The 20,556-nt window shown below is 54.8% G+C and carries 19 protein-coding genes; 9 read left to right on the forward strand and 10 right to left on the reverse strand.

What is annotated here, in order from left to right; all coding sequences use genetic code 11:
- Window positions 1–63: 63 nt before the first annotated feature.
- Genes ssuB through ssuE form a run of 5 tightly spaced genes read right to left on the reverse strand, consistent with a single transcriptional unit; the run spans window position 64 to window position 4,309 of the window.
- A complete protein-coding gene (ssuB, locus tag OOJ60_RS02295) occupies window positions 64–831 on the reverse strand; it encodes an aliphatic sulfonates ABC transporter ATP-binding protein (RefSeq protein ID WP_205611865.1) in 768 nt (255 codons plus the stop codon).
- Window positions 828–1,619, reverse strand: a complete 792-nt coding sequence (gene ssuC / locus OOJ60_RS02300) for an aliphatic sulfonate ABC transporter permease SsuC (protein ID WP_042288057.1) — start codon at window positions 1,617–1,619, stop codon at window positions 828–830. The genes ssuB and ssuC overlap by 4 nt, the downstream gene beginning before the upstream one ends.
- Window positions 1,620–1,630: 11 nt before the next feature.
- On the reverse strand, window positions 1,631–2,776 hold the full coding sequence (gene ssuD, locus OOJ60_RS02305) for an FMNH2-dependent alkanesulfonate monooxygenase (protein WP_060569548.1): 1,146 nt from the start codon (window positions 2,774–2,776) through the stop codon (window positions 1,631–1,633).
- On the reverse strand, window positions 2,773–3,741 hold the full coding sequence (locus OOJ60_RS02310; protein ID WP_060569549.1) for a sulfonate ABC transporter substrate-binding protein: 969 nt from the start codon (window positions 3,739–3,741) through the stop codon (window positions 2,773–2,775). Before OOJ60_RS02310 ends, ssuD begins: the two co-directional genes overlap by 4 nt.
- Entirely contained in the window at window positions 3,734–4,309 is a 576-nt protein-coding gene (gene ssuE, locus OOJ60_RS02315) for an NADPH-dependent FMN reductase (RefSeq protein ID WP_042288049.1), read from the reverse strand. The genes OOJ60_RS02310 and ssuE overlap by 8 nt, the downstream gene beginning before the upstream one ends.
- Before the next feature lie 242 nt (window positions 4,310–4,551).
- Between ssuE and pyrD the strand changes: the two genes are divergently transcribed.
- Window positions 4,552–5,562 carry a quinone-dependent dihydroorotate dehydrogenase gene (gene pyrD / locus OOJ60_RS02320; RefSeq protein ID WP_060569551.1) on the forward strand — a complete coding sequence of 337 codons (1,011 nt, stop codon included), beginning with the start codon at window positions 4,552–4,554 and terminating at the stop codon, window positions 5,560–5,562.
- A 179-nt stretch (window positions 5,563–5,741) separates the two neighbouring features.
- Window positions 5,742–6,284 (forward strand): cell division protein ZapC, encoded by a 543-nt coding sequence (gene zapC, locus OOJ60_RS02325; protein ID WP_042288043.1) that lies wholly within the window; start codon window positions 5,742–5,744, stop codon window positions 6,282–6,284.
- Here the strand turns inward: zapC and OOJ60_RS02330 are convergent.
- Complete coding sequence (locus OOJ60_RS02330; protein ID WP_205611866.1) at window positions 6,281–7,390, reverse strand: YcbX family protein; 1,110 nt, start codon at window positions 7,388–7,390, stop codon at window positions 6,281–6,283. The two genes, zapC and OOJ60_RS02330, sit on opposite strands and share 4 nt — an antisense overlap.
- Before the next feature lie 97 nt (window positions 7,391–7,487).
- Between OOJ60_RS02330 and rlmKL the strand changes: the two genes are divergently transcribed.
- From rlmKL to rmf, 6 genes are all read left to right on the forward strand, one after another.
- The gene (gene rlmKL, locus OOJ60_RS02335; RefSeq protein ID WP_042288037.1) at window positions 7,488–9,596 is read left to right on the forward strand and encodes a bifunctional 23S rRNA (guanine(2069)-N(7))-methyltransferase RlmK/23S rRNA (guanine(2445)-N(2))-methyltransferase RlmL; all 2,109 of its coding nucleotides are present in this window, start codon (window positions 7,488–7,490) and stop codon (window positions 9,594–9,596) included.
- Between the two features lie 12 nt (window positions 9,597–9,608).
- Window positions 9,609–11,516, forward strand: a complete 1,908-nt coding sequence (locus OOJ60_RS02340) for an ABC transporter ATP-binding protein (RefSeq protein ID WP_205611867.1) — start codon at window positions 9,609–9,611, stop codon at window positions 11,514–11,516.
- Between the two features lie 14 nt (window positions 11,517–11,530).
- Window positions 11,531–12,793, forward strand: coding sequence for a membrane integrity-associated transporter subunit PqiA (gene pqiA, locus OOJ60_RS02345; RefSeq protein WP_205611868.1), 1,263 nt, complete (start codon window positions 11,531–11,533; stop codon window positions 12,791–12,793).
- The gene (gene pqiB, locus OOJ60_RS02350; protein WP_060569555.1) at window positions 12,783–14,423 is read left to right on the forward strand and encodes an intermembrane transport protein PqiB; all 1,641 of its coding nucleotides are present in this window, start codon (window positions 12,783–12,785) and stop codon (window positions 14,421–14,423) included. Before pqiA ends, pqiB begins: the two co-directional genes overlap by 11 nt.
- A complete protein-coding gene (gene pqiC / locus OOJ60_RS02355; RefSeq protein WP_042288025.1) occupies window positions 14,420–14,983 on the forward strand; it encodes a membrane integrity-associated transporter subunit PqiC in 564 nt (187 codons plus the stop codon). The genes pqiB and pqiC overlap by 4 nt, the downstream gene beginning before the upstream one ends.
- Before the next feature lie 256 nt (window positions 14,984–15,239).
- On the forward strand, window positions 15,240–15,407 hold the full coding sequence (gene rmf / locus OOJ60_RS02360; protein ID WP_012905338.1) for a ribosome modulation factor: 168 nt from the start codon (window positions 15,240–15,242) through the stop codon (window positions 15,405–15,407).
- A 96-nt stretch (window positions 15,408–15,503) separates the two neighbouring features.
- On the opposite strand, the gene fabA is transcribed toward rmf, so the two are convergent.
- A complete protein-coding gene (gene fabA / locus OOJ60_RS02365; protein WP_000227926.1) occupies window positions 15,504–16,022 on the reverse strand; it encodes a bifunctional 3-hydroxydecanoyl-ACP dehydratase/trans-2-decenoyl-ACP isomerase in 519 nt (172 codons plus the stop codon).
- 68 nt (window positions 16,023–16,090) lie between these two features.
- Complete coding sequence (locus OOJ60_RS02370; RefSeq protein WP_205611869.1) at window positions 16,091–17,851, reverse strand: AAA family ATPase; 1,761 nt, start codon at window positions 17,849–17,851, stop codon at window positions 16,091–16,093.
- Window positions 17,852–18,037: 186 nt separating this feature from the next.
- Between OOJ60_RS02370 and matP the strand changes: the two genes are divergently transcribed.
- The gene (gene matP / locus OOJ60_RS02375; RefSeq protein ID WP_042288017.1) at window positions 18,038–18,490 is read left to right on the forward strand and encodes a macrodomain Ter protein MatP; all 453 of its coding nucleotides are present in this window, start codon (window positions 18,038–18,040) and stop codon (window positions 18,488–18,490) included.
- Between the two features lie 78 nt (window positions 18,491–18,568).
- On the opposite strand, the gene ompA is transcribed toward matP, so the two are convergent.
- A complete protein-coding gene (gene ompA / locus OOJ60_RS02380) occupies window positions 18,569–19,621 on the reverse strand; it encodes a porin OmpA (RefSeq protein WP_042288222.1) in 1,053 nt (350 codons plus the stop codon).
- A gap of 355 nt (window positions 19,622–19,976) precedes the next feature.
- Window positions 19,977–20,486, reverse strand: a complete 510-nt coding sequence (gene sulA, locus OOJ60_RS02385; protein ID WP_042288011.1) for an SOS-induced cell division inhibitor SulA — start codon at window positions 20,484–20,486, stop codon at window positions 19,977–19,979.
- Window positions 20,487–20,556: the final 70 nt, after the last annotated feature.

A 20,556-nucleotide genomic window follows, 5' to 3' on the forward strand; every position in this document is an offset into this window, starting at 1 on the left:
ATCAGCGCCACCGGGTAATTTACCGGGTGGCGCTGATTTGACCAGGCGACAGCATGCGGTTAATCAGCCATGCCGACGCACCGGTTGCGTCGTTTCGCCTCGCTGCATCACCCGTTGCAGCACCTCCGTTTCCAGCTCCGCTAAACGCACGGACCCCCGACGACGTGGTCGCGCAATATCCACCGTAAGATCCAACCCGATCTTGCCCGCTTCGATCAGCAGTACGCGATCGGCCATTGCCACAGCCTCGCTGACGTCGTGGGTCACCAGCAGCACCGTGAAGCCATGTTCCTGCCACAGTGATACGATAAGATCCTGCATCTCCAGTCGGGTCAGCGCATCCAGCGCCCCGAGCGGCTCGTCAAGTAACAGCAACCCGGGACGATGGATAAGCGCGCGTGCCAGCGCCACTCGCTGCTTTTGTCCACCGGAAAGCGCTGCGGGCCATTCCTCCGCCCGGTTTTCCAGCCCTACTGCAGACAGCGCCTGACGTGCGGCGTTCCGCCAGTCGCTTTTCAGTCCCAGACCGACATTATCCATCACCGACTTCCACGGCAACAGGCGCGCATCCTGAAACATCATGCGGATGTCCCCCTGCATCTCCGTCAGCGGCGTAGTACCTGCCAGTAACGCGCCGTCGGTGGGCGCCTCCAGCCCGGCGAGCAAGCGCAGCAGCGTGCTTTTACCGCCACCGCTACGTCCGACCACCGCGACAAACTGACCGGCCGGAATATGCAGATCCAACCCGTTCAGCACCGTGTTTCGCGCATATCGCTTTGTCACCGCATTCAGCAGGAGCGGCGTACCCTGGTTCAGTCGGGCGGTATTCATACAGCGGCCTTTTTCAATTGATAAGCGGGATGCCAGCGCAGCCAGAGGCGCTCCAGCAGTTGCGCGCTGACATCGGCGAGCTTGCCGAGCAGGGCGTAAAGAATAATGGCGACGACGACGATATCCGTTTGCAGAAATTCCCGGGCGTTCATTGCCAGGTAGCCGATACCGGAATTGGCCGAGATGGTCTCTGCCACGATGAGCGTCAGCCACATTAGTCCAAGTGAAAAACGAACCCCAACCATGATCGAGGGCAGGGCGCCGGGTAAAATCACATGCAAAAACAGCGACAAACCGGAAAGCCCATAACTGCGCGCCATCTCCACCAGTCCGCGATCGATATTGCGGATCCCATGCCAGGTGTTGATGTAAATCGGAAACAGCGTACCCAGCGCCACCAGAAAGATCTTCGCGGTTTCGTCAATGCCAAACCACAGGATGACGAGTGGAATTAGCGCCAGATGCGGTACGTTGCGCAACATCTGAATGGACGTATCCAGCAGGCGTTCTCCCCAGTGCGACAGGCCGCTGACCAGGCCCAGCGCCAGGCCGAGCGAACCGCCGATCGAAAAGCCGATCAGCGCGCGCCAGGCGCTGATCGCCAGATGCTGCCAAAGCTCACCACTGGCGGAAAGCGTCCAGAACGCGGCGATCACCCCTTCCGGCGACGGAAAAATGCGACCGGAAAGCCAGCCCAGGGAGGAAGCAAGTTGCCAGACCGCCACAATACCCACCGGCAAAAACCAGGGGGCAGCGTGCAGCAATCTTTTTTCAAGGGGCGTAGCCATGTTCATCCTCCTTAGCTTTGGGCGGCTTTACGCGGAATGAAGTCATTCGCCACGGCTTCTCCCTGCAAATGCAGATGCTGCGGCTGCGGAACGTCCGGTATAGCAACGTCAAGGTGCGGGAAGAGTAGTTCGCCGACCTTCCAGGCCTCTTCCAGATGCGGATAGCCAGATAACACAAAACTGTCGATACCCAGCGCGGCATATTCCTGAATACGCGCCGCCACCGTTGGGCCGTCTCCCACCAGCGCTGTGCCTGCGCCGCCACGCACCAGCCCCACGCCTGCCCACAGGTTAGGGCTGATTTCCAGATTATCGCGTTTGCCGTTATGCAGTGACGCCATCCGTTGCTGCCCCACGGAGTCCGTCCTGGCGAAAGCGGCCTGCGCTTTCGCGATGGTTTCGTCATCGAGATGCGCGATTAGCCGGTCCGCCGCGCGCCAGGCCTCTTCGTTGGTTTCGCGCACAATCACATGCAAACGAATACCAAAGCGCAAGGTGCGACCGCGAGCCGCTGCTTTAGCGCGCACCTGGGCGATTTTCTCTCTTACCTGATCGGGCGGTTCACCCCAGGTCAGATACAGATCGACCTGCTCCGCAGCAAGTTCCTGCGCAACCTCGGAGGAACCGCCAAAATAGAGCGGTGGATACGGTTGCTGAACCGGCGGGAAAAACAGTTTCGCGCCGTTTACATGAATATGCTTGCCGTTAAAATCAACCGTTTCACCCTGCAATAACCGTCGCCAGACTTGGGTGAACTCGGCGGAGGCTTCATAGCGCTCGGTGTGATCGAGAAAGACCCCATCGCCCGCCAGTTCCTGTGGATCGCTACCGGTCACCAGGTTGAACAGCGCCCGACCGTTAGAGAGCCGGTCAAGCGTCGCCGCCTGGCGTGCCGCCACCGTGGGCGACGTGACGCTTGGCCGTAATGCCACCAGGAACTTAAGACGCTGGGTGACCGGGATCATCGAGGCGGCGACCAGCCAGGCATCTTCACAGGAACGCCCGGTCGGGATCAGTACGCCAGTGAATCCCAGACGATCGGCCGTCTGCGCGATCTGCTGGAGATAACCGTGATCCACCGGACGAGAACCCTGATCCGTTCCCAGAAAGTGACCGTCACCGTGAGTCGGTAAAAACCAGAACATATTCAGGCTCATAGCTGTTTTCCTTCCTGTTGAGTGGGTTGCCAGATGCGCTGGCGAATATCAATCTTTTTTGGCACCAGACGGTTGTCGTAAAACAGGTCTGCCGTTTGTTGTTGCAGCGCCGCAACGGCAGCGCTGACCGGGGAAATGGTGGTCGGCGGGCGATGATCGAGATAGGCGGCGATCACCGGTTCCGGTAATCCCATGGTTTTCGCCAGCAAGGTAATGCTTTCCGGGCGTTGCGAAATCGTCAGCGCGTCGGCCTGGCTAAAGGTGTCCAGCACGCCCTGAATAAACACGCCGTTCTTCTCTGCGTAGGGACGTGAGGCGAGATAGAACGAACCGGTTTGTTTCAGGTCGCTACCGTCCTTAAGCACGCGCACGCCACCCTGCAACAGCGCCGCAGAATAGTAAGGATCCCAAATCGCCCAGGCATCTACGTTACCCTGCTGAAAAGCGGCGCGGGCGTCGGCAGGCGTTAGCCACGTTGGCTGGATATCGGTAAATTTCAATCCAGCTTGCTGCAGTGCGCGTAACAGCAGATTGTGCGAGCTGGAACCTTTCTGAAGCGCCACTTTATGCCCTTTCAGCTCCGCCACCGTCCGGATGGGGCTGGATTCCGGCACCAGTATCACTTCCGCTTTCGGTTTCGCCGGTTCAACGCCGACATAGACCAGATCCGCGCCGGCGGCCTGAGCGAAAATCGGCGGAATATCGCCGGTGCTGCCCAGATCGATACTGCCCACGTTAAGGGCTTCAAGCATCTGCGGTCCGGCCGGGAATTCGACCCAGGAAATACGGGTCTGCGGATAGCGCTTTTCCAGAAGTTGATGGCTTTTGGCAAGAACCATACTGATGCTGCCTTTCTGATAACCAATGCGTAGCGCGTCTGGTGACGAAGGCGCAGCGAAGGTTGCGGCTGAAAGCGCCAGCAGGCCGCCGAATGCCAGTAAAGGTTGTTTTAATAAATTAAGCATGAGCCGCGCCTCGCTGAACCGTGAAGGCTGGGGCGGGAACCTCGCGGCGATGCAGTGCTTGCCAGAAGGTTTCCAGCGCGTCGTCGAGCCGCAACTGTAAATTGGGGGTGAAGCGAGGGGCATGTTGATACTCAATGATCTGGGTATCGTCGGCAAAGACCCCGTGCAGGATTTCTTGCGCCTTGAGGGCGCTAAGCACCGGCTTTAGCGCATAGTCAACGGCAAGCAGATGCGCAACGGTACCCCCCGTGGCCACAGGTAACACCACTTTGCCTTCCAGCGCCCGCTCCGGAAGCATATCAAGCAGTGTTTTCAGGGCGCCGGAATAGGCTGCTTTATAGACCGGTGTGGCGACGATCAGGCCATCCGCTTGCTTAAGCTGTTCCGTCAGGATGTGCAACGCCGGGCTGTCGAAGCGCGCATATAACAGATCTGCCGGTTCGAAGTTGTGCAGATTCCAGTGCCAAACCTCCACGTCCAGCGCGTTAAGCTTTTCACGGGCGTATTCCAGTAACGCACTGGAGCGAGAGGGGAAGCGTGGGCTTCCCGCCAGAGTGATGACGCGCATAGTTGCCTTCTCCCTTATAACTTAATGTTTGCTTTTAAGTAACATTGATAACATTTTTTGCAGTCTGTCAGAGGAGAGGCGGGAACCGAAATGATTTATGCGGGATAGAAAATGTGAAAAAAGCATAAAAAGGGCACTGCGGGGGAAACGATTGCTTTTTATTGCCGCAGGTCAATTCCCTTTTTGTGCGATATCACCCATAATACGCCCCCGGTCTGCACACCGGGAATCCAGGAGAGTTCATGTACTACCCCTTCGTTCGTAAAGCCCTTTTTCAGCTCGATCCAGAGCGCGCTCATGAGTTTACGTTTCAGCAATTACGCCGCATTAAGGGTACGCCTTTTGAAGCGTTAGTCCGCCAGAAAGTACCAGCCAGGCCGGTCACTTGCATGGGGTTAACCTTTAAGAATCCCCTTGGACTGGCTGCCGGTCTGGATAAAGACGGCGAATGTATCGACGCCCTGGGCGCGATGGGGTTTGGTTCGATCGAGATCGGCACCGTTACTCCACGACCGCAGCCGGGCAACGATAAGCCGCGGCTCTTTCGCCTGGTTGATGCTGAAGGGTTGATCAACCGCATGGGCTTTAATAATCACGGGGTGGATAACCTGGTTGAGAATGTTAAAAAGGCCCATTATGACGGCGTGCTCGGCATTAATATCGGTAAAAATAAAGACACACCGGTCGAGCAGGGTAAAGATGACTATCTGATTTGTATGGAAAAAATCTACGCTTATGCCGGTTACATCGCGATTAATATCTCCTCGCCAAATACACCGGGATTACGTACCTTACAATATGGCGACGCGTTGGACGATCTGCTAAGCGCAATTAAAAATAAACAAAACGATCTGCAAACGATCCATCAAAAATATGTTCCGATCGCCGTAAAGATCGCGCCGGATCTTTCAGAAGAAGAACTGATCCAGGTTGCCGACAGTTTAGTTCGCCATAATATTGATGGTGTTATTGCGACCAATACAACACTCGATCGTTCTCTGGTCCAGGGAATGAAAAATTGCGATCAAACGGGCGGTTTAAGTGGTCGTCCGCTGCAATTAAAAAGCACAGAAATTATCCGTCGACTTTCCCAGGAATTAAAAGGCCAACTGCCCATTATTGGCGTAGGTGGGATCGACTCGGTCATCGCCGCCCGCGAGAAGATGGCCGCCGGGGCAACACTGGTACAGATTTATTCCGGTTTTATTTTTAAAGGTCCGCCGCTGATTAAAGAAATCGTTACCCATATTTGATTTTTTTTCCCGCGCTATATCAGAATATCAGACAACCAGGGGTTTATTTCCGCGCCTGGTTGTTTTATATTCTTTCACTGTTGCTTATTTAGACATTTTAAGCTTTGCTTATAAAAGCAATAAGCGAAGCGGCAAAAAGGGACAATTTTGCAACAGGTCAATGGAGAGGGGAGAGAAAAATGCGAATTAAACCTGACGATAACTGGCGCTGGTATTATGACGAAGAGCATGACCGTATGATGCTCGATTTAGCCAATGGCATGTTATTTCGCTCGCGTTTTGCCCGCAAAATGCTCACCCCGGATGCATTTTCGCCGTCTGGTTTCTGCGTCGATGACGCAGCGCTTTACTTCTCCTTTGAAGAAAAATGCCGTGACCTGGAGCTTTCCCGGGAACAAAAAGCGGAACTGGTGCTCAATGCGCTGGTGGCGATTCGTTATCTGAAGCCGCAAATGCCGAAAAGCTGGCACTTTGTGGCGCATAATGATAACTGGTCGCCGACGACAGGCGATACCGCCTGCGTCTGGTTAAGCGATACCCAGGAGCAGGTCAATTTGCTGGTGGTGGAACCTGGCGACAACGCCGCGCTGTGCTTACTTGCTCAGCCCGGCGTCGTGGTGGCGGGACGAACGATGCAGCTTGGCGATGCGATAAAGATCATGAACGACAGACTGAAGCCGCAGTTGACCGCCAGCAGCTACAGTCTGGAACAGGCGGTTTAACGCGCCAGCTTCAGCGCGCTTTTTGGCACACAGCTACAGCTCAGAATTGTGTCGTCCGGGCCCAGCGCGGACTTTTTCAGCGGAGTCACTTCGCCTTCCAGCAATGTGATACGACAGCAGCCGCAAATCCCCGCCCGACAAGAATAGGGTATGCGAATTCCCTGGTTTTCCAGTTGTTCAAGCAGCACCTGCTGATTATTACCCCGAAATGCCTGCCCCTGCCAGTCAATGCTGACCGAGGCGTCTGCCTGCGGCGCGGCGTCGGGGATGTCATCCGTATCGGCCGCGCCATAGACGCGCGCGGGGCCGGTTGACAAAATCTCCACCTCATCGCCGACCCGGACGACGCCGCTGTTTCGGGCGATCAAATTCTGTCCGAAATCCACATCGCCATTATCCGACGCGGTGCGGAAGGTCTGAAGCGTCGCCAGCGGCTCACCCGACGGGTGTTTCTGCCCTTTTTCCGGACTGACGGTGGTAAAAATGCAGCGACTGCAGGGTTTCGCCACGTCAAAGATAACGTCGCCGATGCGAATCACTTTCCAGGTATCCTCTTCCCACGCGCTGGCACCAGAAACCACCAGATTCGGGCGGAACTGTTCAACCTGAACCCCTGCCGGGCAACGCTGCTGAAGATCGCGCAGCGAGGCGTCATTCACCAGCAGATAAGGATAGCCATCGGCAAAGGAGAGTGGGACGCTCGCATGGCGCTTAACCCGGCGGGTGAGTTGAGGCCCGACCCAGCGCAACTGCACGGCGCGGGAAAAGAAGCCGCTCAGCCACTGGTTGATGGCCTCCGGTGCGATGCGAGCGGTAAAATGATTCCCCCATACTTCTGTTGGCGCGTCCTGTGCGGCGAAATCGTTAAACCGTACGATGGCGGAACTGCCATCCGGCGCGGTCAGATGCAGGCCATCATGCAGAGGAGAGGGGATAAAACGTACCATCAGCGGAAACTGACGGGCGGTAATGAAGGTGCCGTCCGCTTCGGTTATCATAAAAATCCGATCGAAAGCCAGTCCGCTGACGTCTGCCAGTGCATGGGTCAGTCCAATGCCGCGCATGGATTTGACGGGGTGAATGAATAGGCGGGTTAACGTCAACACGGTACAGTCCCTCGAAAGAAATAAGCCTTCAACTTTATGACATAGGCGTCAGTTTAGCTATAATGCGCAGCAATTTTCTTCGAGTATAAGTGACGATATGAATTCTTTGTTTGCCAGTACGGCCCGTGGGCTGGAAGAGCTGTTAAAAACTGAACTGGAAAGCCTCGGCGCCGTAGAGTGTCAGGTTGTTCAGGGTGGTGTCCATTTCAAGGGCGACACCCGGCTTGTTTACCAGAGCCTGATGTGGAGTCGCCTGGCCTCGCGCATTATTTTACCGTTGAGTGAGTGCAAAGTTTACAGTGACTTAGATCTCTATCTGGGGGTTATGGCGATCGACTGGACGGCGATGTTTTCCCCGGACGCCACCTTTGCTGTTCACTTTAGCGGCCTGAACGACACCATCCGCAACAGCCAGTACGGCGCGCTGAAGGTAAAAGACGCGATTGTGGATTCCTTTACCCGTAAGAATTTACCGCGTCCGAATGTGGACCGTGAATCGCCGGATATCCGCGTTAACGTCTGGCTGAATAAAGACACCGCCAGTATCGCGCTGGACTTAAGCGGTGACGGTCTGCATCTGCGCGGCTATCGCGACCGAACCGGTCTTGCGCCCATCAAAGAGACGCTGGCGGCGGCGATTGTGATGCGTTCCGGCTGGCAACCGGGGACGCCGCTGCTTGATCCGATGTGTGGTTCCGGCACGTTGCTGATTGAAGCGGCAATGTGGGCCACCGATCGCGCGCCGGGTCTGCACCGTGGGCGCTGGGGCTTTAGTGGCTGGGCGCAACACGACGAAGCCATCTGGCAGGAAGTGAAAGCCGACGCGCAAACCCGAGCGCGCAAAGGTCTGGCGGATTATGGTTCGCGTTTTTACGGCTCCGATAGCGACGCGCGGGTGATCGAACGCGCGCGCAGCAACGCCCGTCGCGCGGGGATCGGCGAGCTGATCTCGTTTGAGGTGAAAGACGTAGCGCAACTGAGCAACCCGCTGCCGACAGGACCGTACGGGACGGTGATCAGCAACCCGCCGTACGGTGAGCGTCTGGACAGCGAGCCGGCGCTGATTGCGCTGCACAGCCTGCTTGGGCGCACGATGAAGAACCAGTTTGGCGGCTGGAATCTGTCGTTGTTCAGCGCCTCACCGGATCTGCTCAGCAGCCTGCAACTGCGCGCTGACAAGCAGTTCAAAGCGAAAAACGGCCCGTTGGACTGTGTGCAGAAAAATTATCATATCGCCGAAACCACGCCGGACAGCAAACCGGCCACGGTGGCGGAAGATTACGCTAACCGTCTGCGTAAAAACATCAAAAAGCTGGATAAATGGGCCCGTCAGGAAGGCATTGAGTGCTATCGCCTGTACGATGCCGACCTGCCGGAATATAACGTCGCGGTGGATCGTTACGCTGACTGGGTGGTTATCCAGGAATACGCGCCGCCGAAAACCGTGGATGCGCAAAAGGCGCGTCAGCGGCTGTTTGACATTATTGCGGCAACGCTGTCGGTACTCGACATTGCGCCAAACAAGCTGGTGCTGAAAACCCGTGAACGGCAAAAGGGGAAAAACCAGTATCAGAAGATGAACGAGAAGGGCGAATTCATTGAAGTCGGTGAGTACAACGCCCGTCTGTGGGTAAATCTCACCGACTACCTTGATACCGGCCTGTTCCTTGATCACCGTATTGCCCGTCGAATGCTGGGGCAGATGAGCAAAGGGAAAGACTTCCTTAACCTGTTCTCTTACACCGGCAGCGCCAGCGTCCATGCGGGCCTGGGCGGGGCGCGTAGTACGACGACAGTCGATATGTCGCGAACCTATCTGGAGTGGGCGGAACGTAACCTGCGTCTGAATGGCTTAAGTGGCCGCGCGCATCGTCTGATTCAGGCCGACTGTCTCGCCTGGCTGCGCGAAGCGACGGAACAGTTTGACCTGATTTTTATCGACCCGCCCACGTTCTCCAACTCGAAGCGGATGGAGGACGCGTTTGACGTTCAGCGCGATCACCTGGCGCTGATGAAAGATTTAAAGCGTCTGCTGCGTAAAGGCGGCACGATCATGTTCTCCAACAATAAACGCGGATTCCGTATGGATCTCGACGGTCTGGCGGCGCTGGGGCTGAAAGCACAAGAAATCACCCAAAAAACGCTTTCCCAGGACTTTGCCCGCAACCGCCAGATCCACAACTGCTGGCTGATTACCGCAGCCTGAAAGGATAAGTAAATGTCATTGATCAGTATGCATGGCGCATGGCTGTCGTTCAGCGACGCGCCGCTTCTTGATAACGCAGAACTGCATATCGAAGATAACGAACGCGTCTGTCTGGTGGGCCGCAACGGCGCCGGAAAATCAACGCTGATGAAGATCCTTAACCGTGAGCAGGGCCTGGACGACGGTCGCATTATTTATGAACAGGATCTGATCGTCGCGCGGTTGCAGCAGGATCCGCCGCGTAACGTCGAAGGCACCGTGTACGACTTTGTCGCGGAAGGCATTGAGGAGCAGGCGGAATACCTCAAGCGTTACCATGACGTTTCCCGGCTGGTGATGACCGATCCGAGCGAGCGAAACCTTAACGAACTGGCGAAGGTGCAGGAGCAACTCGACCACCACAATCTTTGGCAACTGGAAAACCGGATCAACGAAGTATTGGCGCAGTTGGGGCTCGATCCTAACGCCGCGCTGTCTGCGCTTTCCGGTGGCTGGCTGCGTAAGGCGGCGCTGGGCCGGGCGCTCGTCAGTAATCCGCGCGTACTGCTGCTGGACGAACCAACTAACCATCTCGATATTGAAACCATCGACTGGCTGGAGGGCTTCCTGAAGTCGTTCAACGGGACGATTATTTTCATCTCCCACGACCGCTCTTTTATTCGCAACATGGCGACCCGTATTGTCGATCTTGATCGCGGCAAGCTGGTGACCTATTCGGGTAATTACGATCACTATCTGCTGGAAAAAGAAGAAGCGTTGCGCGTGGAAGAGTTACAGAACGCCGAGTTCGACCGCAAACTGGCGCAGGAAGAGGTGTGGATCCGCCAGGGGATCAAGGCCCGCCGTACCCGTAATGAAGGTCGCGTGCGCGCGCTCAAAGCGATGCGACGCGAACGCAGCGAACGCCGCGAAGTGATGGGCACCGCGAAGATGCAGGTTGAAGAAGCAACCCGCTCAGGCAAGATCGTTTTTGAAATGGAAAACGTCAATTATCAGATCGACGGCAAACAGCTGGTTAACGATTTTTCCGCCCAGGTGCAGCGCGGCGACAAAATTGCGCTGATTGGCCCCAACGGCTGCGGTAAAACCACGTTGCTTAAACTGATGCTGGGCCAGCTTAAGGCGGACAGCGGGCGTATCCACGTCGGCACAAAGCTGGAAGTGGCCTATTTCGATCAGCACCGCGCTGAGCTGGACCCGGATAAAACGGTCATGGATAACCTGGCGGAAGGTAAGCAGGAAGTGATGGTGAATGGCAAGCCACGCCATGTACTGGGCTATCTGCAGGACTTCCTGTTCCATCCTAAGCGGGCGATGACGCCAGTGCGCGCGCTGTCCGGCGGTGAACGCAACCGACTGTTGCTGGCGCGGCTGTTCCTTAAGCCCAGCAATTTATTGATTCTCGATGAACCAACCAACGATCTGGACGTCGAAACGCTGGAGCTACTGGAGGAACTGATCGACGGTTACCAGGGCACCGTTTTGCTGGTTAGTCACGATCGTCAGTTTGTCGACAATACCGTGACCGAATGCTGGATCTTTGAAGGCAATGGCAAAATTGGCCGCTATGTCGGCGGTTACCACGACGCGCGCGGGCAGCAGGAACAGCATCTGGCGTTTACGCAGTCAGCGGTGAAGAAATCGCAAGAAGTGGTTGCCCCAAAAGCAGAAATTGTAAAACGCGGCAGTAGCAAACTAAGCTATAAACTGCAGCGCGAGCTGGAACAGTTGCCTCAGTTGCTGGAAGAACTGGAGGCGAAACTGGAGGCGTTACAGGCGCAGGTTGCGGATGCGTCCTTTTTTAGCCAGCCACATGAACAAACGCAGCAGGTTCTCGGCGACTTAGCGCAAGCGGAGCAGGAACTTGAACAGGCCTTCGAGCGCTGGGAATACCTTGAAGCGTTGAAAAACGGCGCGTAATGAAAGGAGCGCATATGTGCGAACATCACCATGCCGCAAAGCACATATTGTGCCCGCAGTGTGACATGCTGGTGGCTTTGCCCCACCTTGAGCATGGGCAGAAAGCGGCATGTCCGCGATGTGGCACAACGTTGACGACAGAATGGGACGCGCCGAGGCAGCGTCCCACTGCCTACGTATTAGCGGCGCTGTTTATGCTGCTTTTGTCAAACTTGTTCCCATTTGTGAACATGAATGTCGCCGGGGTGAACAGTGAAGTTAAACTGCTGGAAATTCCCGGCGTACTCTTTTCTGAAAATTACGCCAGCCTCGGCACCTTCTTTATCTTATTTGTTCAACTCGTTCCGGCATTTTGTTTATTGACCATTTTGCTGCTGGTGAACAGGGTAGAGATGCCTGGACGGATTAAGGCATGGCTTGCGCGTATCCTGTTTCAGTTGAAAAGCTGGGGGATGGCGGAGATCTTTCTCGCGGGCGTGCTGGTGAGCTTTGTTAAGCTGATGGCATATGGCGATATTGGCGTGGGCAGCAGTTTTGTTCCGTGGTGCCTGTTTTGCGTGCTGCAATTGCGCGCGTTCCAGTGCGTCGACCGCCGCTGGCTGTGGGACGATATTGCCCCGATGCCCGCTATCCGGCAACCCCTGAAACCTGGCGTGCCGGGTATCCGTCAGGGGCTGCGCTCCTGTCCGTGTTGTACGGCAATCCTGCCAGCTGAGCAGCATGTTTGTCCGCGCTGTCAGACGACGGGCTACGTGCGCCGCAGAAACAGCCTGCAATGGACGCTGGCGTTACTGTTTACTTCAATCATGCTCTATCTTCCGGCCAATATCCTGCCGATCATGATCACTGATTTGTTAGGCTCCAAAATGCCCTCGACCATTCTGGCCGGGGTGGTGTTGCTGTGGAGCGAAGGCTCTTACCCGGTCGCGGCGGTGATTTTTATCGCCAGTATTATGGTGCCGACGCTGAAAATGATCGCGATAGCCTGGCTGTGCTGGGATGCCAAAGGCCATGGCCGACGCGACAGCGAGCGCATGCACCTGATTTATGAGGTAGTGGAATTTGTCGGCCGCTGGTCGATGATCGACGTGTTTGTGATTGCCGTACTCTCCGCGCTGGTGCGTATGGGAGGGCTAATGAATATTTATCCTGCGATGGGTGCATTGATGTTTGCTTTAGTCGTCATAATGACAATGTTTTCTGCGATGACATTTGATCCGCGTCTGACGTGGGATCGTGAACCAGACCATGAGGAGTCCGGACAGCATGGAATCTAAAAATGGGGAAGCCAAAGTTCAGAAGGTGAAAAACTGGTCTCCCGTGTGGATTTTCCCCATCGTCACCGCACTCATTGGGGCATGGGTCCTGTTTTATCACTACAGTCATCAGGGGCCGGAAGTGACCCTGATCACCACCAACGCTGAGGGGATTGAAGGGGGGAAAACCACCATCAAGAGCCGAAGCGTGGACGTCGGGGTGGTGGAAAGCGCGACGCTGACTGACGATCTTACACATGTAGAAATTAAAGCGCGCCTCAATTCCGGAATGGAAAAGTTGCTGCATGAGGACTCGGTCTTCTGGGTGGTGAAGCCGCAGGTGGGCCGAGAAGGGATCAGCGGTCTGGGTACGCTGCTTTCCGGCGCTTATATTGAGTTGCAGCCGGGTCGTAAAGGCAGCCAGCCGGAAAATTATCAGTTGCTGGATTCCCCACCGCTGGCGCCGCCCGATGCGAAAGGTATCCGTGTTGTGCTGGACAGCAAAAAAGCCGGACAGCTGAGTCCGGGCGATCCGGTACTGTTTCGCGGGTATCGCGTCGGTTCCGTTGAAACCAGCACTTTCGATGCGCAGCGGCGCACCATTAGCTACCAGCTGTTCATCAATGCGCCAAACGATCGCCTGGTCACCAGCAATGTGCGTTTCTGGAAGGACAGTGGGATAGCGGTGGATTTGACCTCCGCGGGGATGCGCGTTGAGATGGGCTCCCTCAGTACGCTGTTTGGCGGCGGTGTTAGCTTTGACGTGCCGGAAGGGCTTGAACAGGGCCAACCGGTAGCCGAAAAGAGCGCATTCAGGCTTTATGACGATCAACGAAGCATTCAGGATTCGCTGTATACCGACCATATCGACTATCTGATGTTCTTTAAAGATTCGATTCGCGGTTTGCAGCCGGGCGCACCGCTCGAGTTCCGCGGTATTCGTCTGGGGACCGTGAGCAAGGTGCCATTCTTTATGCCGAACATGCGTCAGGTGTTTAATAACGATTACCGCATTCCGGTGCTGGTGCGCATTGAACCTGAACGCCTGAAAGCGCAGCTGGGTGAAGAGACAGACGTCGGTGCGCATCTGGCCGATCTGCTCAAACGGGGTCTGCGTGGCTCGCTGAAAACCGGCAATCTGGTGACCGGCGCGTTGTATGTCGATCTCGACTTCTATCCGAAAGAGCCGCCGTTAACCGGTATTCGCGAATTTAACGGTTATCAAATCATCCCGACGGTAAGCGGGGGACTGGCGCAGATCCAGCAGCGACTGATGGAAGCGCTGGATAAGATCAACAACCTGCCGCTGAATCCGATGATCCAGCAGGCGACCAATACGCTGTCGGAAAGCCAGCGCACAATGAAGCATCTGCAAACGACGCTGGACAATATGAACAAGATTACCTCCAGCCAGTCGATGCAACAGCTGCCAGCGGATATGCAGAACACCTTACGTGAACTGAACCGCAGTATGCAGGGCTTCCAGCCGGGGTCCGCCGCCTACAACAAGATGGTTGCGGATATGCAGCGTCTCGATCAGGTGCTTCGTGAGCTGCAACCGGTGCTGAAAACCCTGAATGAAAAGAGCAACGCGCTGGTGTTTGAAGCGAAGGACAAGAAAGATCCAGAGCCTAAGAGGGCGAAACAATGAAAAAGTGGCTAGTGGCGATGATGGCGTTCTGGCTGACGTCATGCAGCTCAGGTGGAGAAAATAAGAGCTATTACCAGCTTCCGGTTGCCCATAGCGGCGCGCAAAGTACGGTGAGTCAGAGCAACCGTCTGCTGTGGGTGGAGCAGGTTGCGGTGCCGGATTATCTCGCCGGAAACGGAGTGGTTTATCAGACCAGCGACGTCCAGTACGTCATTGCCAACAATAACCTGTGGGCCAGCCCGCTGGATCAACAGCTACGCAATACGCTGGTCGCCAACCTGAGTACGCAGTTGCCCGGATGGGTAGTCGCCTCTCAGCCGCTGGGAACGATGCAGGACACGCTTAATGTGACGGTCACTGGTTTTCACGGTCGCTACGATGGCAAGGTGATTGTGAGCGGCGAATGGCTGCTGAACCATCAGGGACAGCTGATTAAGCGTCCTTTCCACATTGAAGCCGTGCAGACCAAAGACGGTTACGATGAAATGGTGAAAGTGCTGGCAACTGCGTGGAGTGAGGAGGCCGCCGCTATCGCACAGGAACTGAAGCAGCTTCGCTAGTTTAAACTTTTGTAAATCTTACCGCCGTGAACCCCTCGTTTACGGCGGTTTTTTTATGCCCGACGCGGGAAACAGGAAGTTGTTCCGTCTCACATTTTTTGTACAACTGAGTTATTCAGTAGCTCACAAATATGACATTGGTGTGAATTTTGCGCATTGACGCAAGAAGGGTTTCGCTGTATTCGTTTAGTGTGATTGCACATTTCGTAATCACTGTTTTCTTTTCCACCAGATACAAGTATGAGGGAAACGAGGCATGAAGAGACAAAAACGAGATCGCCTGGAACGGGCACATCAACGTGGTTATCAGGCCGGCATTGCCGGACGCTCAAAAGAAATGTGTCCCTATCAGACGCTGAATCAGAGGTCGCACTGGCTGGGAGGTTGGCGAGAAGCCATGGCTGACAGGGTGGTAATGGCCTGATTCTGTCTCTTTAGAAAAAGAAACCTCCGCGTTGCGGAGGTTTCGCCTTATTAAGCGCGCAATTTACTGTGCATTGACAGTGCTGCAGCGGCTAAATCAGAATGCGGATGTGTCCTGGAACAGGCCGACTTTCAGATCGTTCGCGGTGTAGATCAGACGACCGTCTACCAGCACTTCGCCATCAGCCAGACCCATGATTAAGCGACGGTTAACGATACGCTTGAAGTGGATACGGTAGGTGACTTTTTTCGCCGTAGGCAGAACCTGTCCGGTAAACTTCACTTCGCCTACGCCGAGAGCGCGGCCTTTACCTTCGCCACCGAGCCAGCCGAGATAGAATCCAACCAACTGCCACATTGCGTCCAGACCCAGACAGCCCGGCATAACCGGATCGCCGATGAAGTGGCATCCGAAGAACCAAAGATCCGGATTGATATCCAGTTCTGCTTCAACATAACCTTTGTCGAAGTTGCCGCCGGTTTCGGTCATTTTGACGACACGGTCCATCATCAGCATGTTCGGCGCTGGCAATTGTGGGCCTTTTGCGCCAAACAGTTCACCGCGACCAGAGGCAAGAAGGTCTTCTTTTGTATAGGATTCGCGTTTATCTACCATGTTCTCTGTAAGCCTTATTTTAGTGAAGCACGCAGGATAGCTAACACGTGTACGCTGAACAAGTCCGATCAGTTCGGAACAAACCAGTTCAGCCAGCGCAGCGGCCAGGGAAAACGATGACGCCCTTCCTGTTGCGTCGCCTGGGCGATACGCTCCTGGATAGTTTGCATCAGCGTCGTCTGGCCTTCGCCATCCCACACCAGATTTAACAGCAGCGGTAGCGCGTCGGTCACGTCATCCACCGCCCAGATAGTGAATTTTTCTTCTTCTACAGCCTTCAGTAGCGCGGGTGGCAGACTGAGATGCCTGACGTTGGCCGCTGGAATAATGACGCCCTGCTTGCCGGTCAGCTCACGCTGCTGGCAGATGGTGAAGAAACCTTCGATTTTCTCGTTTAACCCGCCGACCGGCTGAGCGCGGCCAAACTGGTCCACGGAACCGGTAATCGCAATATTCTGATTAACCGGCACGTCCGCCAGCGCGCTGATGAGGGCGCAAAGTTCAGCCATCGAGGCGCTGTCGCCGTCCACTTCACTGTAGGACTGCTCGAATGTCAGCGAAGCTGAGAAGGGAAGCTGTTGTTCAAGCTGAAGTTCCGACATCAGGAACGCCTGCATGATCATCATGCCTTTCGCATGGATATTACCGCCCAGCTCGGCTTTACGTTCAATATCGGTGAATTCGCCGTCGCCGATATGTACCACGCAACTGATGCGCGAAGGCTCGCCAAAAGCGCGCGGATGGCCCGGAAATTCAATCACCGACAGGGCGTTGATTTGGCCGATGCGTTCCCCTTCCGTTTCAATCAGGATTTGTTCCTGGAGGATTTCATCCTGCATGCGCTCCGCGAGAAAACCTTCGCGCCATTCGCGCTGCGCCAGCATCAGGCTTAGTTGCTCACCGCTGCAAAGATCATTCTGGCAGAGCGGAGCCACTTCAGTGAACTGCCTGATGATCCACAGCGGATTCAGCGGCAGCGTATCCTGCTCGCCGGTATAGCGCACGGCTTCACGCACCAGCACTTCCCAGGCGTCAGGGGCAGGCACCGGCAACTGGTTACGCTTTGCGATCCAGGTCACCCACTGGCACCACTGTATCATGGACTCTGCATCCACAATTTGCAGGTTATCTTCAAATTCGCTGTAGATAGCCTGTTCCGCAAGCTCCGGCTCCATCTCCTGGAAATCGGCCAGCGATTCGCGCTCGCCCACCAGCAACACGCTGAGCTTCAACGGCATTGAAGGCACAGAAACCGGCAGTGGGCGAGATTCATCAAAGGCGACCCAATCGAAGCGCTCGCGGCTGACAATGGCTTTCAGACGCATCCACAGCAGCGGCTGGGCGAGCAGGGTACGCAGCGAGATCACCAGCACGCCGCCGTTGGCCTGATGCACCAGACCCGGCTGCAGAGTGATGTCGCCGTTAAACTGACGCAGGCAGCCAAATAGCTGCTCCGCTTCTACCCAGTCGGCAATCACCACCTGTGAAGTGGTCGCAAAATTATCTTCCGCGCGTTCTGCCGCACGATAACGGATGGTATGCCCGGAAACCTCGTAGTGGCCGCCCGTCAGGCGACCGGCATTGTGTTGCAGCGTGCGCGCAGCCTCTGCAAGAAGATTGAGATACTCAAGCTCCTCGGGGGCTTTCGCCAACATAAAAGGAGAAGAGGCTCTGGGCTGTAATAACTGCTCCAGGGCAAACTGTAAGCGTGGTTGAGTATCACTGAGTAACGTGTCGGTTTCGTCAATGACGTGTGGCTGTGCAAATATTTCCTGATAACTTTCTGTATCAGGAACCAGATCACGCCATGCAAGTTTCGTAATGGTCAAAGTTGATGTTTTTTAGTCTGTTGTAAAAGACGCGATTATACCGCAAACCTCACCGCTTCACACAGGGAAAGCGAGAGCAAAACGTCGTGGCAGGTGTCGCGTCGCTCACAGCGTGAAGATTCTTTTCTTCGAAAGGCGAAAAAGCTGATATTCTGATAAGAGTGACACGGTAACATTGAGATCGCTATGAAATATCAACAACTTGAGAATCTTGAAAGCGGTTGGAAGTGGAAGTATCTGGTGAAGAAGCATCGCGAGGGAGAATTGATCACCCGCTATGTGGAAGCCAGTGCTGCCCAGGACGCCGTGGAGATGTTGCTTACCCTCGAAAATGAACCTGTGCGGGTGAACGTCTGGATTGAAGAGCATATGAATCCGGCGCTGTTTAACCGAATGAAGCAGACAATACGCGCAAGACGTAAACGGCACTTTAATGCTGAACATCAGCACACGCGCAAAAAATCAATCGATCTGGAGTTTATGGTCTGGCAGAGACTGGCGGGGTTGGCGCAACGGCGTGGTAAAACTCTGTCAGAGACGATCGTGCAACTGATTGAAGACGCCGAGAATAAAGAAAAGTATGCCAGCAAAATGTCCTCGCTAAAGCAGGATTTGCAGGCGCTGTTGGGCAAGGAATAGCTGTCCATACTGATAGCGTGTCGGCTGAAAAATGGCATAAAAAAACCCCGCAAAGCGGGGTTTTTTGTAGACGGAAACTTAAGCCTGAGGCTGAGTTACAACGTCTTTAACGCCTTTAACTTCGATCTCAACGCGACGATCCGGGGCCAGGCAGTCGATCAGGGCAGCGCGAGCTTTCACGTTGTCACAGGTGTTGCCAGTAACCGGGTTGGATTCGCCCATACCACGTGCGGAGATTTTGTCAGCCGGGATACCTTTAGAGATCAGGTAATCAACAACAGACTGAGCACGTTTCTCGGACAGACCCTGGTTGTAAGCGTCAGAACCGATACGGTCAGTGAAGCCCAGAACCACTACGGAACCGTCTTTCGGATCCAGGTTGCTCAGTTGGCTGTACATCTGATCCAGAGCCTGCTGGCCTTCTGGTTTCAGGGTAGCTTTGTTGAAGTTGAACAGAACGTCAGACTTCAGAGTGAAGTGCTTGGTCTGTACTTCTGGAGCCGGAGCCGGTGCCGGAGCGATCGGCGCAGCTTCTTCCTGCTGACCGAAACGGTAAGAAACACCCACGCTCAGCAGACCGTTGTCTGGACGAGTACCGATGGTGTTAGCGTCACCGATGTTGTTGGTCCACTGGTATTCCAGACGGGTAGCGATGTCGCGAGTCATAGCCCACTCGATACCACCTGCGAATACTGGGGAAACACCCGTGTCGTGATCTTTGAAGGATGCGCCACCAGGTACGTTAGCCTTGGTGTCTGCACGCCATACCATACCACCCAGACGAGTGTAGATGTCCAGATCGTCAGTGATTGGGTAACCCAGTTTAGCGGTCAGCTGAACGCCCTGAGCTTTGTAAGCGCCGTTGATGTTGTCGCCTTTGTACGGCATACGACCTAACCAGTCGTAACCCATTTCAAAGCCAACATACGGGTTAACCTGATAACCACCAAAAGCACCTGCGCCCAGTTGGTTTTCGTGGGTCGGGCCATTGTTGTTGATGAAACCAGTGTCGTGGTACTGAGACCAGCCCAGTTTAGCACCAGTGTACCAGGTGTTATCTTTCGGAGCGGCCTGCGCTACGGTAGCGAAACCAGCCAGTGCCACTGCAATCGCGATAGCTGTCTTTTTCATTTTTTGCGCCTCGTTATCATCCAAAATACGCCATGAATATCTCCAACGAGATAACACGGTTAAATCCTTCACCGGGGGCCTTGCTCAATAGTTACTCTACCGATATCTGCGGCTTATGCCGAGCACCCCTGGCGATGTAAAGTCTACAACGTAGTTGGAAACTTACAAGTGTGAACTCCGTCAGGCATATGAAAAAAAAACGCTTGTATACAAAATATTTAACATTTTGGATGTCGAAATTACGAGGAAAAATACGCGGAAACCGCTTCCGACAAGCGTTCGCGCAAAAAATTCAATACGCCTTAAAAAAAGTGGACAAGGCGAAAAAAAATTCCAGGATAAATCCTAATTTTACTCAGTGATACAAATTTGAATGAATTTTTAGCCCAGTTTGGTGTCTCGTCGGATGGGTATGCGCGCTAACCGGGCGCATGATAAACCCCATCGCATTTCCTTCATCAGCGGCTTTAACCAATTCGGCATGCTCCTCTTCCGTTAACTCGTCGGCCAGCCAGCCAATGACCACGCTGTAGTTGCCTGTGCGTAATGCGCGAACCATCGATTCCAGCGTGTGGCAGGGAGAGAGCTGACGAATCTGCATGACCTTAGAGAGCGGCAACCCGGCCGACTGAACCCATTCGCGGCTCAATTTTTGCTGCGGCGTCAGCCACAGCTGCCAGCGAGACTGCTGCCCTAACTGCTGAAGAAGCGGTAACAGCAGTAACTGCGTCATCATGGGCTGGTCTTCACGATAGACCACTTCACTGATAAGCCCGGCAGTGGCTTTCTCGGTTGAAACGCGCGCCATTTTGTTCGCTGTTGAGGAGAATGACGAAGAACGATTTGCGTAGCCTGAAGTGTACATAATCAATCCAGCCCTGTGAGTTACTGTATGGATGTACAGTAACCCTGATGCCGTGAAAGATCAACTTTAT

Origin of the sequence: Citrobacter sp. R4 (assembly GCF_026719175.1) — a bacterium.
In the GTDB taxonomy this organism is placed as follows: Bacteria; Pseudomonadota; Gammaproteobacteria; order Enterobacterales; family Enterobacteriaceae; genus Citrobacter_A; species Citrobacter_A sedlakii.